This window comes from Nonomuraea jabiensis, from assembly GCF_014204795.1.
GTDB lineage: Bacteria > Actinomycetota > Actinomycetes > Streptosporangiales > Streptosporangiaceae > Nonomuraea > Nonomuraea jabiensis.
Genome location: NZ_JACHMB010000001.1, coordinates 6,213,671 through 6,229,754, shown reverse-complemented (window position 1 = coordinate 6,229,754; position 16,084 = coordinate 6,213,671). Strand labels below are relative to the sequence as shown.

Below are 16,084 nucleotides of genomic sequence, written 5' to 3'. Positions count from 1 at the left end.
TCTGAGTATGCGTTCGACCACTGACAGTTTTCACCCGGCTGCCCTGCGGGACGGGCAAGGCGCTACGCACTCCCCCGCCATACCACCGCGATAGGGGCAATCTGGTACCTCTCCCGAGGCCGGAGGGCGCGCATACCGTGGCGGCACCCCCAACTCCCGGAGGAGGCTCCGTGCCCAGACCCCTTCGTCTCGCGCTCTCCCTCTTACTCGGCCTCACGTTCCTGCTCGTCACCGCGCCCGCGCAGGCCGCGGCCCTGGTCAGGGTCGTCAGGTACGACCCGAGCCGGGCGGCCGAGTTCGTGTCCGTGGTGAACCAGGCCGCCCAGGTCTGGAACTCCAGTGTCGTCAACGTCCGGCTCGTCCAGGGAACGCCCGCCGACTTCGTCGTGTACGCCGACAACGGCTGGCCGCGCGCGCTGCCCACCAGCCTGGGCCGCGGCACGGTCTGGATGGGCCGGCAGGCCACCACGCAGGGCTACAGCCCGCTGCGCATCGCCACCCACGAGATCGGCCACATCCTGGGCCTGCCCGACCGGCGCACCGGGCTGTGCTCCGACCTCATGTCGGGGTCGAGCGCGCCTGTGAGCTGCACCAACGCGAACCCGAGCGCCGCCGAGCGGGCCGAGGTCGACCGCAACTTCGCCGGTAGCGCGCCGGAGGTCGAGTTCGGCCGGCTGCACGTCGACCGCTGACCTCTTCCCGGTGACGGCGGGCCCGCGGCATCGGGTCCGCCGTCATCCGCAGGCGTAGCCGGGCCCGTCACCCGCAGGCGTAGCCGGACATACCGGGCCGCCGTCACCCGCAGGCGTAGCCGGACGGCAGGCGGGTGTCGCCGTTCGGCCGGCTGCCCTGGAAGCCGAACGACGTGCTCGCCCCCGGGGCGAGCGAGCCGTTGTGCGCGGCGTTGCGGGCGGTGACGGCCTGGCCGGACGTGGTCATCGTGACGTTCCACGACCCGGTGACCGCGTGCCCGGGCGGCAGCGTGAAGGTGACGCCCCACCCGGTCAGGGACGTGGTGCCGGTGTTGGTCACCGTGACCTGGATGACGTACCCGGTGCTCCACTGGCTCTGCACGGACGCGGCGGCCGTGCAGCCGCCCGCCTGGCCGCCGCCGGTCGTCACGCTCACCGTTCCCGAGCGCGGCGAGCGGTTGCCGGCCGCGTCCCTGGCGTACACGGCGAAGGTGTACGACGTGCCCGCCGCCAGCCCCGTGACGGTGGCCGAGGCCGTCGCGCTCGTGGCCACGGCCGTCTCCGTCGAGCCCTGTACGCGGACCACGTCGTACCCGGCCACCCCCACGTCGTCGCTGGAGGCGGCCCAGGTCAGGGTCGCCGACGAGGAGGTGACCGCGGAGGCCGCGGGCGTGCCGGGCGCGGTGGGCGGGCTGGAGTCCTCCTTCGCGTACGTCAGACCGAACCCGTACGGGAACAGCGGCGTCTTCCCGTCCCCGGAGTTGATCGGCTGCTGGGACGCGCTGCTCATCCAGGTCACCGGCAGCTTCCCGGCCGGCTGGACGGTCCCGAACAGCACGTCCGCCACCCCCTGCCCCTCGGTGCCCGGCAACCAGGCGGCGACCAGCGCGTTCCAGCCGGACAGCTGGGAGGCGATGTCGAGCGGGCGGCCCGAGACCAGCACCACGACGACCGGGACGCCGGAGGCGCGCAGGTTCGCGATGGTGTTGAGGTCCGCGGCCTCCAGGCCCAGGCTGCCGGGCCGGTCGCCCTGGCCCTCGGCGTACGGCGCCTCGCCGACCACCGCGACGGCGACGCGGTAGGAGGAGTCGATGCCGGTGCCGTCCCGGCTGTAGGTGACGGTCGTGCCGGAGCCCGCGCTGTTCCTGATGCCCTGCAGGATGGTGGTGCCCGGCGTGATGTTGCCGGACGAGCCCTGCCAGGAGATCGTCCAGCCGCCGCTCTGGTAGCCGATGTCGTCGGCGCTCCTGCCCGCCACGAAGATCTTGCCGCCGCGGGCGAGCGGCAGCACGTTGCCGGCGTTCTTCAGCACGACCTGCGACTTGGCGACCGCCTCGCGGGCCAGCGCGCGGTGCGCGGCGCTGCCCACGGTCGAGGTGTACGAGCGGTCCGTCAGCGGCTTCTCGAACAGCCCGAGCTCGAACTTCTTGGTGAGGATCCGCCGTACCGCGTCGTCGACCCGGGCCGTGGTCACCCGGCCGGCCTGGACCTCGGCCCGCAGCAGGTCGATGAACTGGCGCCAGGCCGTGGGGACCATCACCATGTCGACGCCCGCGTTCACGGCGGTGCGCACGTCGAGCGCGGACGTACCGGGGGCGCCGTCGATCTGGTCGATGCCGTTCCAGTCGGAGACCACGAACCCGGAGAAGCTCAGCTCGCCCTTGAGCACCGTGGTGATCAGGTACTGGTGGCCGTGCAGCCTGGCGCCGTTCCAACTGCTGAAGGAGATCATCACCGAGCCGACCCCGTGCTCCACCGCGGCCCTGAACGGCGGCAGGTGGATCGCCCGCAGGTCGGCCTCGGACAGCTGGGTGTCGCCCTGGTCCACGCCGCCCGTGGTGCCGCCGTCGCCGACGTAGTGCTTGGCGGTGGCGAGCACGGACGCGGGGCCGTTCAGCGTGGCGCCCTGCAGGCCCGTCACGATCGTGGCCATGGACGAGGGCAGCTCCGGCGTCTCGCCGAACGACTCGTACGTGCGGCCCCACCGGTCGTTGCGGGCCACGCACAGGCAGGGGGCGAAGTCCCAGTCGACGCCGGTGCCCGACACCTCCTCGGCCACCGCCCGGCCGATGCGCTCGACGAGGGCGGGGTCGCGGGTGGCGCCGAGGCCGATGTTGTGCGGGAAGATAGTGGCGCCGACGACGTTGTTGTGGCCGTGCACGGCGTCCGCCCCGTACAGGATGGGGATGCCGAGCGGCGTGGCCAGGGCCGCGTTCTGGAACCCGTCGTACATGTCCGCCCAGGACGCGGCCGTGTTGGGCGACGGCGCGGAGCCGCCGCCCGACAGCACCGACCCGAGCCGGTACGTGGTGACGTCGGCGTTGCTGACCGAGCCGCGTTCGGCCTGGGTCATCTGGCCGAGCTTCTCGTCCAGCGTCATCCTGGACATGAGGTCAGCCACCCGGGTGGGCACGGGCAGGCTGGGGTCCTGGTAAGGGGCGGCTGCATTCCAGGACGCGGCGGACGCCCGGGGAACGACCAGTCCGGCGGCGACGAGCAGCGGCACGGCCGCCCTGATCGCCCAGTGTCTGCTGCGCATGGCACGTCCAGAGGTTGTGAGGGCGCACGGTTGGGAGCGCTCCCACAACTCTAGAACAGGCCGCCGCTCCCGCCCAGACGGGCTGAAAGTTTCACCCCTGCTTGCGGGCGAACGGCGGTGGCGCGGACGGGTCCTGGAGCGGGCCGCTGAGCTGGATGTTGGCGATCACCCAGCGCTCGCCCTGCTTGACGGCGACCAGGGTCAGCCGGAAGGAGTCGTTGACCTCGTGCCCTCTGACCGAAGTGCGCTGCTCCTGCACGCCGCCCACGATCGCGGTGTCGCCGTGGAGGCGCACCTGCGGGTCGAGGATCTCGAAGTGGTGGTTCTTCAGGTCGCCCCGGTGACGTGCGGCCCACTGCCGCTTGTCCAGCTTGAACCCCACCGGGCCGATTCCCGCGAAGTCCTCGCCGAGGAGGTCGTCGAAGGCGTCCGCGTCACCGTCGAGCTCGGCCCGCGCCCAGCGGCGGACGAGGTCGAGAACCTGCTCCTGACTGCTCATGATCTGCCCCTCTCTTAACCGGGGAAAATCTCCCCACTTAAATCTGGCAGACATCGACACCCGACACAACCCCAACCGGGGAGATTTCCCCCATATGCTGGTGAGTGTGATGAGCAAGCCCATGCGGGCCGACGCGCGGCGCAACCTGGAGCAGATCCTGCTCGCCGCCCGCGACATGGTCGCCGAGCGCGGCCCCGACGTCCCGCTCGACGACATCGCCCGCCGCGCCGGGGTCGGCAGCGCCACGCTCTACCGCCGCTTCCCCGACCGCGACGCCCTGCTGCGCGCGGTCGCGCTCGACGCCCTGACCAGGACGGCCACCGCGGCCAAGGCGGCGGCCGAGGAGGAGCGCGACCCGTTCGAGGCGCTGGCGCGCTACCTGCGCGAGGCGCTCGAACTGCGGGTCTCGGCCGTGCTCCCGGCCCTGCTCGACGCGGTGGACCCGGCCAACGATCCGCTGCTGTCACCCGTACGCGAGGAGTCCGCCCGCACCATACGCCGGATGATCTCCGACGCCCATGCGGCGGGCACGCTGCCCGAGGGCGTCACGTTCATGGACATCACGACCATGCTCGTACGGATCGCCCGCCCCCTCCCCGGGCCGCTCACGGACGAGGCCAAACACGCGCTCGCCCGGCGCCACCTGGAGCTGTTCATCCACGGCCTCCGGGCGATGGGGGCGGCCTGAAACTTTCACCGCGGCTTTACCGCCTGTGAGGTTGTGCGAATAATACGTGGAGGAAAGCGCTTTCCGGCGACCTTTGGAGGCACCCGGCAGACGGAGAGCACCATGCCCTTCACCTCGTTACGCGCCCCACGCTGGACGGCCGTCCTCGTCGCGGCCGCGATCGCCGTACCGTCGATGCGGGCAGTACCCGCGCAGGCAGTGGCCGCGCAGGCAGTGGCCGCGCAGGCAGTGGCCGCCGACGGGCCGACCGGCTTCGCGGCCGTCAACGCGCTCGGCCAGAACGGCACCACGGGCGGCGTCGGCGGCAGGACCGTCACCGCCACGAACGCCACGCAGTTCCTCGAGTACATCGACAGCCTCGAACCCCTGGTCATCCAGGTGTCGGGCACGATCTCGATCACCAGCAAGCAAGGGGTGCGGCCCAACAAGACCATCGTCGGCGTCGGCAACACCGGCCACATCACCGGCGGCGGCCTGGACTTCTACCGCTCGTACAACGTGATCGTCCGCAACCTGCGCTTCACGAACGCCGAGGACGACGCGGTCAACATCGGCCAGCAGTCCCACCACATCTGGATCGACCACAACACGTTCTCCGGCGCGGTGGACGGGTCCGTGGACATCGTCAGGGGCGCCGACTACGTCACCGTCTCCTGGAACCACTTCGACCATTCCGACAAGTCCATGCTGATCAGCCACTCCGACGGCGCCGCCGGCACGGACGTCGGCCACCTCAAGGTGACCATCCACCACAACTTCTTCGACAACAGCCGCCAGCGGCACCCGCGCATCAGGTTCGGGGAGCCGGTGCACGTCTACAACAACTATTTCCTGGGCAACGAGCTGTACGGGGTGGCTTCCACCGAGAACGCCGGGGTCGTGGTCGAGGGCAACTACTTCGAGAACGTGGCGCACCCGCTCTACTCGGCCGGCGGGTACGGCGACAGCGGCCCCGGCCGGGCCGTCCAGCGCAACAACATCTTCGTGAACTCCGGCACGCCGGAGACCGCGGGATCCGTCGTCGAGCCGGGCACGTACTACGGCTACACGGTCGACCCGCCGCAGAACGTCCCGGCGGCGGTCCGGGCCGGGGCGGGCTACGGCAAGATCACCCCTCTGGCGGCGACCGCCGCCGCCGCGACCCAGCTCTACGTCGCCACCAACGGGAACGACGCCAACCCGGGCACCCTCGACCGTCCGCTCGCCACCATCCAGCGCGCCGTCGACCTCGCCCAGCCCGGCACGGTCATCTCCGTCCGCGGGGACACGTACGCGCTCACGTCCAACATCCAGATCACCAAGAGCGGCACCTCGTCGAGCCCCATCACGCTGGCCGCGTACGGCACGGAACGGGTCCTGATCGACGGCGAGGCCCTGCCGAACACGCCGGCCCCGGTCGGCGGCAGCATCCCCACGCGCAGCGCGGAGCCATCCACGTGACTCCTCCGCTCCCTGAAGGAAGCGGCTTCTCGCTAAGCCGCTTGCGCAGCCTCACGAAGGGCAAGCCCTGCCCTCAAGACGTTGATCGCCGCGTTCACGTCGGCGTGCGCCTCGTGCCCGCACCCCGTGCATCGGAAGACCGCTTGGCTGACACGGTTGTCCTCCGCGCAGTGCCCGCAGCGCGAGCACGTACGGGAGGTGTTGGCGGGGTTCACCGCGATCAGCTGTCGACCGGCGCTTTCAGCCTTGTGCGACAGGATCGTCAAGAACGCCGACCAACCCGCGTCGAGAATGCTCTTGTTCAGCCCCGATTTAGCCGCTTGCCTGTTAGGCAGGTAGCCGCCTTCGCCGTCCGGTTGCGGCGCGGCACGCCGGGTCATGCCCGCCACATTCAGCGCTTCGTGCACGATCACGTCGTAGCCGCGAACCAGCGCCAGCGCGGCCTTGTGCGCCGAGTCGAGGCGTTGCCGCCGCACCTTGGCGTGCAGCGCCGCCACCCGCGCGACGGCCTTACCGCGCCGGTTGGATCCTCGTCTCTTACCGGCCAGGTCCCGCTGGGCCGCCGCCAGACGGCTCGCGGAGGTGGCGAGGTGGCGCTGGTTGTCGAGGTGGTCGCCGTCGCTGGTCGTGGCCAGCCAGGCGACACCCACGTCAACACCCGCGACCGCACCCGTAGCGGGAAGGGGCTGTGCGGGCACCTCATCGCACGACAGCACGAGGAACCAGCGGGCTCCTTCCCTCTTGATGCTGATCGTCTTGACGGTGCCGAGCACCCGGCGGTGCTGGTGGACCCGCACATGCCCGACGCCCTGCAACCGCACGTAGGTCGCCGTCGGATGGTGTGGTTGGGAGTGCCACCGGCAGCCGTCGCCGTCCTTGGGCCACTGGACCGTGTCGAACCGGCCCCGGCCCTTGAAACGCGGGAACCCTGGCGTGCGGCCTGCTTGGACGCGGTCGAAGAACGCCCGGTACGCCTTGTCAAGACGGCGGAGGGTGGCCTGCTGGGAGGAGAACGACCATCGGCCCTGACCGTCGGGGTCGTCGGCGCGGATGTGCTTCAGCTCCGCCGACTGCTGGCCGTAGCGCACCGCCACCCCGGCTTTGCGGTAGGCCGTACGGCGGTGTTCGAGAGCCGCGTTGTACAGCACCCGGTGATCTTCCAGGCACTGCGCGAGCGCGGCGGCCTGCTTGCCGGTGGGGCGCAGCAGGAACTGGAACGACCTGCGCACACCCCACCCCCCCCCCACGCTCGGTAACGAGACCACCACGATATCGGCCGGCACCGACAAAACCGGAAGGAAATCTGTGACGCCCGAAGCTGACAGGTCAGGGCGCGCTCGGGCCTTGGCGGCCCTCCCGCTCCCCATTCCCCCGTCGCCTGAAGACGACGGTTCCCTCAGGAGATTCTGATGGAGCCTCCTACTGGCGCATCACCGGGCTGGAGATCGCCAACGGCCCGTACGGGATCTTCTGCCGGGGCTGCAACAACAACGTCTTCGACCGGCTTGTCACCCGCGACAACTGCAACAGCATGGCCTTCCGGAACGCGGTGGGCGGGTTCATCGACAACGCCAACCCCGGGGGGCTGTCGCTGACGCGCAACACGGCCTGGCGCAACGGCGGGACCGGCTTCGACCTCGCCGACGCCGACGGCACCCTCACCCGCAACCTGGCCGCCACCAACGCCAAGGCGGTCGACCTGGGCTCGTCGTCGTCGGGCAGCGGCAACTCGTGGGACCTCGGCGGCACCTGGGACGACAGCTCCCTGGCCAGCACCGACCCCGCCACCCTGACCGGCCCCCGCCGCGCCGACGGCTCCATCCCGCCGTCCACCTTCCTCCGCCCCAAGAACGGCACCGACGTAGGCGCCCGCCTCTAACCCCCCGCTCCCGCCGCCGGGCCCATCGCGCGCCCGGCGGCAGTGCGGGGGTCCCGCCGGGTGGGGCGGTGCGGTCGGGGCGACGTGACGCGGGGCGGTGCGGTCGGAGCGGCGTGACCTAGGGGGCGACTCAGGGCGGGGAGACGCCGGGCGGGGAGACGCAGGGCCGGGAGACGCCGGGTTGGGAGACGCAGGGCGGCGCGACGCGGTAGGCCGGCGGAGCGGACGCAGCGGTGGCGCAAGACGGCAACGGTCGCGACGGCACGGCAGCGGCGCGGGGCGGTCCCGCTGGCGACCCGGCCCGGCACGGCAGGGCGGTCCGGGTGGCAGAGCGGCCGGGGCGGCAGAGCGGCCGGGGCGGCAGAGCGGGGCTGTGCAGGGCACGGAGGGGTAGTGCGCGCTGGGCGGCGCGGCGGCGGAGTGATGCGGGTGCGGTGCGGGGGCGGTGCGGGGGCGGTGCGGGGGCGGTGCGGGGGCGGTGCGGGGGCGGGGCGCTCGTGGCGCAGCACGGAGACGGCGCGGCAACGCAAAGCGGGGAGGCGCAAGGCGGGGAGGCGCAAGGCGGGGAGGCGCAAGCGGGGAGGCGCAGAGCGGGGAGGCGCAAGGCGGGGAGGGCGGGTTGGTCGAGCCTCTTTCCTGACAAGATCTCGCCCTGTATGTTCGACCCGAAAGAAAGTTTCACCCATGGAGGAGCGTTGGGCAAGAAGCTTCACATTCTGGCATTACCGATCGCCACCGCGGCCCTGGCGCTGACGGCCGTTCCCGCGCAGGCGGCCGACGGCTATGACCGCTGCCCCGCCAACTACTACTGTCTGTTCTCCGGCCTGGACGGCACCGGCGACATCGTCCAGATCCAGGGCAACACCCCCGACCTGGCCGCCCTGAACATGGCCGACCGCGCCAAGTCCGACTGGAACCGCACGGGCTCGACCATCCACCTCTACTCGGAGGCGAACTACGGCGGTTGCTCGGCCGTGACCTCGGCCGGCGGGAAGGGCAACTTCTACACCCCGTTCCGCGACTTCTTCGACTCCGTCCGTTTCGACGGCCCGAACGGCCCGTCGTGCTTCCCCCCTGAGGGAGTGACCGTCAAGGCGGCACAGACCGACTCGCACGGCTGATCACGGCCTGAGCGCCGCCAGGAAGCGGTCGGCCTCCGCGGCGAGCCGCGGCAGGTCGGCCGCCGGGTCGGCGGAGCGGGCCAGCAGCATGCCGCCCTCGCACAACGCGCCGAAGACGAGCTGGGCGCGCATGGAGAGGCCGCCGTCGGCCAGATCCCCAACCGCCGCATCCGGGCCGGCCGGCTGTTCGCCCGCCGTGGCCAGGTGGAGGCCGGTGAGCAGGACTCGTAGCGTGTGGGCGTACTCGATCTCGCGGACCGTCTCCCACCCCAGCACCGACGGCGCGTCGAGCAGGACGATCTGCCGGAACCCCGGGTCGAGGCAGCGCTCGAGGAAGGTGCGGCAGCCGCGCCGCAGCGCCGCCCACGGGTCGGGCTCCGACAGGGCCGCCCGTTCCACGGCGGCGGCGACCTCCTCCTGCTCCCCCACGAACGCCGCCCGAAATAGCGCGACTTTTCCGTTGAAGTGGTGGTAGGCCGCACCCTTGGTCACCCCGGCCGCGGCGGCCACCGCGTCGATCGACGTGAGCGCGTAACCATGGGCCCCGAACAGCTCCCGCGCGGCCCGCACCAGCCGCCCCGTCGTCTCGTCCGATCGCTCTGCCTGGGTACGGCGGATCATCGTGCTCCCATTGACTTGCATACTCGCGGTACGTAACTTCGAAGCACAGTTACGTACCGCCAGTATGAAACATGGAGGTGAGTCGTGTCCCCCTCGTCCTCACCGCGCATCGCCGTCTACGGCGCCACCGGCCACACCGGGCGGCTGGTCGCGGCGGAGCTGCGCGCCCGCGGCAAGGAGATCGTCCTGGCCGGTCGCGACGACGGAGCGCTCAAGGCCCTGTCCGACGAGCTCGGCGGGGTGCCCGTGCACCAGGCCCCGCTGGACGACCCCGCCGCGTTACGCGCGCTCGCGGAGCAGGCGGCCGTGCTGATCCACTGCGCGGGCCCGTTCACGCACACCGGCAAGCCCGTCGCCACGGCGGCGGCCGAGGGCGGCTGCCACTACGTGGACCACGCCCTGGAGCAGCACCACACGAAGTGGATGTTCGACACGATGCAGGAGCCCGCGAGGAGAGCGGGCATCACCATGGTCACCGCGATGAGCTTCTACGGCGGGACGGGCGACCTGCTCGCCGCCGCCGTGGCCGACGGCCTGACGGACGTCGAACGGGTGATCACCGCCTACGCGGTGTCCGGCTGGCGGCTGACGACGGGGGCGAAGCAGACCGCCGAGCTGCTGTTCGCCGACACCCGGCGCATCACCTACACCGACGGCGAGCAGCACGTCGGCTACGTCGAGCCGCGCAACGCCGTCTTCCCGTTCCCGCCGCCGCTCGGCCCGCGCACGATGATCGCCCCCGTCCCGTTCTCGGAGGTCGTCACCGTCCCCAGGCACGTACGCACGCGCAGGGTCGAGGCGCAGCTCACGGCGGACACCTTCCAGGAGGAGCAGGTGTTCAGCAGCGAGGACGCGGACGCCGAGACGCGCGCGGGCTCCGCGTTCACGGTCGCCGCGCAGGTGATCACCGCGGACGGCGGCAGGGCCGGGCAGGTCAGCGGGCGCGACCTGTGGCGCATGAGCGCGCTGACCTCGGTGGAGGCCGCGGTCCGCCTGGCCGCGGATCCGGGGAGCCCCGGCGTGTACGCCCCGGCCGAGGCGTTCCCGGCGGAACCGTTCCTGCGCGACCTGGAACAGCTCGGCCTGTTCACCGTCACCCTCCCGAACAAGGAGGCGCGATGATCCTGGTCACGGGCGCGGCCGGCGGCCCGCAGGGCTCGACCGGCCGGCACGTCACGAACCTGCTGCTGGAACGCGGCGAGGCGGTGCGCGCCTTCGTCCACTCCGACGACCAGCGGGCCGAGGAGCTGCGCAAGCTCGGGGCCGAGGTGGTGGTCGGCGATCTCAGGGAGATTACGTCGGTGCGGCCCGCCATGCGCGGGATCAGCCGGGCGTTCTTCACCTATCCGGTGACGGCGGGGCTGCTCGACGCCACGGGGGTGTTCGCCGCCGCGGCCAGGGAGGAGGGGGTGACGCGCGTCGTCGAGGTGTCGCAGCTCGACGCGTCCCCCGAGGCCCTCACGCCGCGGATGCGCCGGCACTGGGTGGCGGAGCAGGTGTTCGACTGGGCCGGGGTGGGCGCGGTGCACCTGCGGGCCGCGGTCTTCTTCGAGAACCTGTCCGTCGCCGCCTCGGGCGGCACGCTGGCGCTCCCGCTGGGGCCGCGCGACACGCGGATCCCGCTGGTCGCGGGCGAGGACGTGGCCAGGGTCGCCGCCGGACTCCTGCTCGCCCCCGGACCCGCCGACCCGGTGTGCCTGGTGACCGGGCAGATGGCGACGATCGGCGAGGCGGCGGACGCGCTCGGACTCTCGTACGCCGACCTGCCGCCCGAGGAGTGGGAGGCGCGGGCGCTGCGCGTCTACGGCGACCCGTACACGGTCGAGCACCTGACGCACCTGTGGGCGATCTTCCGCCTCATCGGCTCCGGCGACCACCCGCTCTACCGGGTCACCGAGAGCATCGAGCGCTACGGCGGCCGCACGCCCATGACTCTGGGCGAATGGGGGAACCCCCGGCCGAGGAGCGGCCGGGGGTTCGGTCAGGGCGGGGATCAGCCGGTGAAGCCGACCGCCGACCAGTCGTAGTACTTGTAGCCGCGAGCGCCGAAGTTGGCGAGCGTCTTCTTCGTCGCCCAGATCTCCGGGCGCTGGTACAGCGGGATGGTGTGCACCAGGTCCCAGATCATCTTGTCGGCGGCGTTCGCCAGCTCGTTCGCCTTGGTCTGGTCCGTCTCGTTCCCCACGGCCTCGATGGCCTTGTCGAGCTCAGGGTCGTTGCTCTTGGGGAAGTTGCTCTCGGAGCCGGTCTTGTAGATCTGCGGCAGGCCGCCGAGCGGCAGCGGCGTGCCGATCCACGTGAACGGCACCAGGTCGAAGTCGCCCTTGATGATGTAGTCGGTGAAGAACTTGTCGACCGGGACCGGGCGGACCGTGACCTTGATCCCGGCCTCCTTCAGCATGGCCTGGGTGAGCTCACCCTCCGTCTTCGCGACGGGGGTGTCCGTCGGGATGACGAAGGTCAGGTCGAACTCCTTGCCGTCCTTCTTGCGGTAGTCGCCCTCCTGCTTCCAGCCGGCCGCGTCCAGCAGCTGCTTGGCCTTGTCCAGGTTGTACTTGCCGATGTCGCCGGAGTTGTCGACGTACGCCTTGTGGTTGTTCATGAAGACGTGGTTGCCGAGCGTCTGCAGCGGCCAGTCCATGTCCTTCAGGTCCGACTGCGTGATCACGTCACGGTTGATCGCGTACGCGACGGCCTGGCGGACGGACTTGTCCTTCAGGAGCGCGCTCTGGTTGTTGACCGTGATGTGCCGCCAGTTGGGGCTGAGCGCCTTGCGGATGTCGGAGTTGGGGACTTCCTTGGCGCGCTTCAGGTCGGCGGGGGCGCCGGCCAGGATGTCCGTGGCGTCGAGCTCGCCGTTGGCGAAGCCGTTCACCGCGGCGGAGGGGTCCATCCACCGGAAGATGAGCTTGTCGAGCTTGGCCTTCTTGCCCCACCACTTGTCGTCACGCACGAGGGTGAGCGTCTTGGTGCCCTCGTCGATCTTCTCGACCTTGAAGGGACCCGCGGTGACCGGGATCTTCTGCTTGTAGTCGTTCTCGTACTTGTCCGGGTCGAGCACGTGCGAGGCGGGCAGAAGGTGGTTGGTGGCCCGGTTGAACAGGCCCTGCCACTCCAGGTACGGCTTGGCGAAGGTGACGATGGCGACCTTGTCGGAGTCACCCTTGGTGACCGACTCGATCTTGTCCCAGCCGTCCGTGGAAGCCGGCTTGTACTTCTTGTCCTTACCGTTGTTGATCTTCCACGCGGCCTCGAGGTCCTTCCACGTGATCGGCGTGCCGTCCGACCAGTTGGCCTTCTCGTTGAGCGTGTAGGTCACGACCTGCTTGCCCGACGACATGTCGTTCTTCACGTCGGTCACATAGTCCGGGTTCGGCGTGAAGTTGGCCTTGTCGTCGGACACCATCAGCTGCGGCATGATCGGGTCGAGCATGTCCGCGGTGTCGGCCTGGTTGCCGTCGACGTGGTTGACGTTCCACTGGGTGGGCCACTGCCCGATGGGCAGGGTCAGCGTGCCGCCGTCCTTGACCTGGTCGTAGGCGACCGGGTTGATGCTGATCGACGGGGTCTCCGCCATCTGCTGCTGAGCCTGCTGCGACTGCTCGGCGCTCGGCTTCTTGGCTGCGCCGCCACCTCCGCCACAGGCCGCGACGGCCATGGCCAGGACCGCGATGCCCGCAGCCGCCCGGTAACGAACCTTCACTTTTCCTCCTGATCGTCCGAGGCCGTGATGACCTCGATCTCCTCCGCGTAGTGGCAGGCGGCGCCGTGGTCAACGGCGTTCGCGAGCCGGGCAACCGAGGGCTCTTCGTCCACGCACCGCCGTTGCTCTGCCTCGCTCAGCAGGGCGAACTTGGGGCAGCGAGTACGGAACCGGCATCCCGATGGCGGGTCGGCCGGGCTGGGCAGGTCGCCTTCGAGCAGGATCCGCTTCCGGGTCCGCTCCATCTCGGGGTCCGGCAGCGGGATCGCCGACAGCAGCGCCTGCGTGTAGGGGTGGGCTGGATGGTCATAGACGTCGTCGACCGTGCCGATCTCGGCGATCCTGCCGAGGTACATGACGGCGACCCGGTCGGCCAGGTGCCTGACCACCGCCAGGTCGTGGGCCACGAACAGGTACGACAGCCCCAGCCGGTTCTTCAGCTCCTCCAGCAGGTTGATGACACCCGCCTGGATGGAGACGTCGAGCGCCGAGACCGGCTCGTCCAGCACCAGCAGCTTCGGCTCCAGCGCGAGCGCGCGGGCGATGCCGATGCGCTGGCGCTGGCCGCCGGAGAACTGCTGGGGATAGCGGTCGGCGTGCTCCGGCGACAGCCCGACCAGTTGCAGCAGCTCGGCGACCCGGGCGGCCACGTCCTTGCGGCCGTGCGCGCGCAGCGGCTCGGCGATGATGGCGCTGACCGGCATGCGCGGGTCGAGGGCGGCCATCGGGTCCTGGAAGACGATCTGCAGGTCGCGCCTGAGCGCCTTGCGAGCCCCGGCGTCGAGCTTGGCGCTGTCCTTGCCGAGCACGACGACCCGCCCGCCCTGCGGCGGCTGGAGCTGCATGATCTGCTGGAGCGTGGTGGTCTTGCCGCAGCCGGACTCGCCGACCAGGGCCAGCGTCTCGCCCTCGGCGATGTCGAAGCTGATGCCGTCCACCGCGAACACGGTGCCGACGCGCCGCTTGAGGACCGCGCCCTTCATCAGCGGGTAGTGCCTGATCATGTCGTCGAGCTCGAGCACCGTGGCGCGCTCGGCGCGCGGCACGCGTACGACGTCGCTCGGCGGGATGACCGGCAGGGGGAACACGTCGGCCCCGGTCAGGCCCTTGTGCTCGATCTCGTGCGAGCGGATGCACGCCACGTGGCGGCCGCCGCCGAAGGGCGTCAGCGGCGGCTCCTCGTCGTCGCACATGTCCACCTTCATCGGGCAGCGCGGCGCGAAGGGGCAGCCCGGCGGCAGCGCCGACGGCGAGGGCGGGTTGCCCTCGATGGGCACGAGCGGCCCCTCCTCGCCGTCGATCCTGGGGATCGAGGCGAGCAGACCCATCGTGTACGGCATGCGCGGCCGGTAGTAGATGTCGTCCACGGGCCCCTGCTCGACCGGCTTGCCCGCGTACATGACCAGCACCCGGTCGGCCATGCCCGCGATGACGCCCAGGTCATGGGTGATCATCACGATGCCGGCGCCCGTCTCCCGCTGCGCGGTCTTGAGCACCTCCAGCACCTGCGCCTGGATGGTCACGTCGAGCGCGGTCGTCGGCTCGTCGCAGATCAGCAGGTCGGGATCGTTGGCGATGGCCATGGCGATCATCGCCCGCTGCCGCATGCCGCCCGAGAACTCGTGCGGGAACGCCTTGGCCCGCAGGTGCGGGTTCGGGATGCCGACCAGGTCGAGCAGCTCGACGGCCCGCTTGGCGGCCTTGTCCTTGGACGCCTTCTGATGGATGCGCACCGCCTCGGCGATCTGGTCGCCGATCGTGTAGACGGGCGTGAAAGCCGACAGCGGATCCTGGAAGATCATGCTGATCGCCTTGCCGCGCACCTTGATCAGCTCGTCCTCGTCCATCCCGAGCAGTTCGCGGCCGTGCAGCTTGGCCGAGCCGCTGACCACGGCGTTGCGGGGCAGCAGGCCCATGACGGCGAGCGAGGTCACGGACTTGCCGGAGCCGGACTCGCCGACGATGCCGAGCACCTCGCCGCGCTCGACCTCGTAGCTCACGCCGCGCACGGCTTCGATGCCGCCGGGGAAGGTGACGGTGAGGTCCTTGACCTCCAAGATGCTCACGAGTTGCTCCCCGGGTCGAGTGCGTCACGCAGGCCGTCGCCGATCAGGTTCACGGCGAGCACCATGGCCACCAGCAGGCCGGCCGGGAAGACGAACAGCCACGGGTAACCGGTGGCGTTGCGCGAGCCCTCCGCGATCAGCGTGCCGAGCGAGACGTCCGGCGGCTGGATGCCGAAGCCGAAGAAGGACAGCGCCGCCTCGCCGATGATCGCGCCACTGACGTTGAGCGTGGCGTCGATGATCAGCAAGGAGGACAGGTTGGGGACGATGTGCCGGAAGATGATCTTCCAGCGCGGGATGCCCATGTAGACGGCGGCCAGGACGTACTCCCGTTCGCGCAGCGAGAGCGTCATGCTCCGCACCACCCGGGAGGTGATCATCCAGGAGAACGCGGCGAGCAGCAGCACGAACCACAGCCAGGAGGCGTCCCGCAGCCGTGGCGAGATGATGGCGATGATCAGGAAGCTCGGGAGGACCAGCAGCAGGTCGACCCCCCACATGAGCGCCCTGTCGATCCAGCCGCCGAAATATCCGGCGAACGCTCCCACGACCGCCGCAAGTCCGGTGGCGATCAGCGCGACCAGCAGGCCGATGATGATCGACTTCTGCATGCCGCGGAGCGTGACCGCGTACATGTCCTGGCCGATCGAGGTGGTGCCCCACCAGTGGTCGGCGTCCGGGGCCGACATGAAGGCCATGAAGTCCTTGTCGGTCCAGTCGTACGAGCCGAAGTAGGGGCCGACGTACGCCAGCAGGACCAGCAGGACCAGGGCCACGATGCCGTAACGCGCCTGCTTGTTGCGGAACAGGCGCCGCAGGACGACTTTCGAACGCAT

Annotated in this window: 14 protein-coding genes; 7 read left to right on the top strand and 7 right to left on the bottom strand. The window is 70.6% G+C overall.

All coding sequences use genetic code 11. The features are described 5' to 3' along the window. Positions 1-170: 170 nt before the first annotated feature. Positions 171-692 (top strand): snapalysin family zinc-dependent metalloprotease, encoded by a 522-nt coding sequence (locus tag HD596_RS28610; RefSeq protein ID WP_185072403.1) that lies wholly within the window; start codon positions 171-173, stop codon positions 690-692. A 103-nt stretch (positions 693-795) separates the two neighbouring features. Here the strand turns inward: HD596_RS28610 and HD596_RS28605 are convergent, their stop codons facing one another. Further along, positions 796-3,231 carry a glycoside hydrolase family 3 N-terminal domain-containing protein gene (locus tag HD596_RS28605; protein WP_185072402.1) on the bottom strand — a complete coding sequence of 812 codons (2,436 nt, stop codon included), beginning with the start codon at positions 3,229-3,231 and terminating at the stop codon, positions 796-798. 91 nt (positions 3,232-3,322) lie between these two features. Beyond that, positions 3,323-3,730, bottom strand: a complete 408-nt coding sequence (locus tag HD596_RS28600; protein WP_185072401.1) for a nuclear transport factor 2 family protein — start codon at positions 3,728-3,730, stop codon at positions 3,323-3,325. A gap of 109 nt (positions 3,731-3,839) precedes the next feature. Here HD596_RS28600 and HD596_RS28595 point away from each other — a divergent pair, with 109 nt between their 5' ends. Both HD596_RS28595 and HD596_RS28590 read left to right on the top strand, forming a co-directional pair. Then, the gene (locus HD596_RS28595) at positions 3,840-4,418 is read left to right on the top strand and encodes a TetR/AcrR family transcriptional regulator (RefSeq protein ID WP_185072400.1); all 579 of its coding nucleotides are present in this window, start codon (positions 3,840-3,842) and stop codon (positions 4,416-4,418) included. Positions 4,419-4,520: 102 nt separating this feature from the next. Further along, positions 4,521-5,858: a pectate lyase family protein gene (locus HD596_RS28590; RefSeq protein WP_221519558.1), complete on the top strand. Its 1,338-nt coding sequence runs from the start codon at positions 4,521-4,523 to the stop codon at positions 5,856-5,858. Positions 5,859-5,890: 32 nt separating this feature from the next. Here the strand turns inward: HD596_RS28590 and HD596_RS28585 are convergent, their stop codons facing one another. Further along, on the bottom strand, positions 5,891-7,087 hold the full coding sequence (locus HD596_RS28585; RefSeq protein ID WP_185072399.1) for an RNA-guided endonuclease InsQ/TnpB family protein: 1,197 nt from the start codon (positions 7,085-7,087) through the stop codon (positions 5,891-5,893). A 302-nt stretch (positions 7,088-7,389) separates the two neighbouring features. On the opposite strand from HD596_RS28585, the gene HD596_RS28580 reads away from it, so the two are divergent. After that, the gene (locus tag HD596_RS28580) at positions 7,390-7,737 is read left to right on the top strand and encodes a hypothetical protein (RefSeq protein WP_185072398.1); all 348 of its coding nucleotides are present in this window, start codon (positions 7,390-7,392) and stop codon (positions 7,735-7,737) included. A 695-nt stretch (positions 7,738-8,432) separates the two neighbouring features. Beyond that, entirely contained in the window at positions 8,433-8,858 is a 426-nt protein-coding gene (locus tag HD596_RS28575; protein ID WP_185072397.1) for a peptidase inhibitor family I36 protein, read from the top strand. Here HD596_RS28575 and HD596_RS28570 read toward each other — a convergent pair whose 3' ends face one another. Beyond that, positions 8,859-9,479, bottom strand: a complete 621-nt coding sequence (locus tag HD596_RS28570; RefSeq protein WP_185072396.1) for a TetR/AcrR family transcriptional regulator — start codon at positions 9,477-9,479, stop codon at positions 8,859-8,861. An 84-nt stretch (positions 9,480-9,563) separates the two neighbouring features. On the opposite strand from HD596_RS28570, the gene HD596_RS28565 reads away from it, so the two are divergent. Both HD596_RS28565 and HD596_RS28560 read left to right on the top strand, forming a co-directional pair. Beyond that, positions 9,564-10,601: a saccharopine dehydrogenase NADP-binding domain-containing protein gene (locus HD596_RS28565; RefSeq protein WP_221519556.1), complete on the top strand. Its 1,038-nt coding sequence runs from the start codon at positions 9,564-9,566 to the stop codon at positions 10,599-10,601. Beyond that, positions 10,598-11,506, top strand: coding sequence for an NAD(P)H-binding protein (locus HD596_RS28560; protein ID WP_185072395.1), 909 nt, complete (start codon positions 10,598-10,600; stop codon positions 11,504-11,506). The genes HD596_RS28565 and HD596_RS28560 overlap by 4 nt, the downstream gene beginning before the upstream one ends. Here HD596_RS28560 and HD596_RS28555 read toward each other — a convergent pair. Genes HD596_RS28555 through HD596_RS28545 form a run of 3 tightly spaced genes read right to left on the bottom strand, consistent with a single transcriptional unit; the run spans position 11,473 to position 16,084 of the window. Continuing rightward, complete coding sequence (locus HD596_RS28555; protein ID WP_185072394.1) at positions 11,473-13,182, bottom strand: ABC transporter family substrate-binding protein; 1,710 nt, start codon at positions 13,180-13,182, stop codon at positions 11,473-11,475. The two genes, HD596_RS28560 and HD596_RS28555, sit on opposite strands and share 34 nt — an antisense overlap. After that, complete coding sequence (locus HD596_RS28550; protein ID WP_185072393.1) at positions 13,179-15,248, bottom strand: ABC transporter ATP-binding protein; 2,070 nt, start codon at positions 15,246-15,248, stop codon at positions 13,179-13,181. The genes HD596_RS28555 and HD596_RS28550 overlap by 4 nt, the downstream gene beginning before the upstream one ends. Next, entirely contained in the window at positions 15,245-16,084 is an 840-nt protein-coding gene (locus HD596_RS28545) for an ABC transporter permease (RefSeq protein WP_185072392.1), read from the bottom strand. Before HD596_RS28545 ends, HD596_RS28550 begins: the two co-directional genes overlap by 4 nt.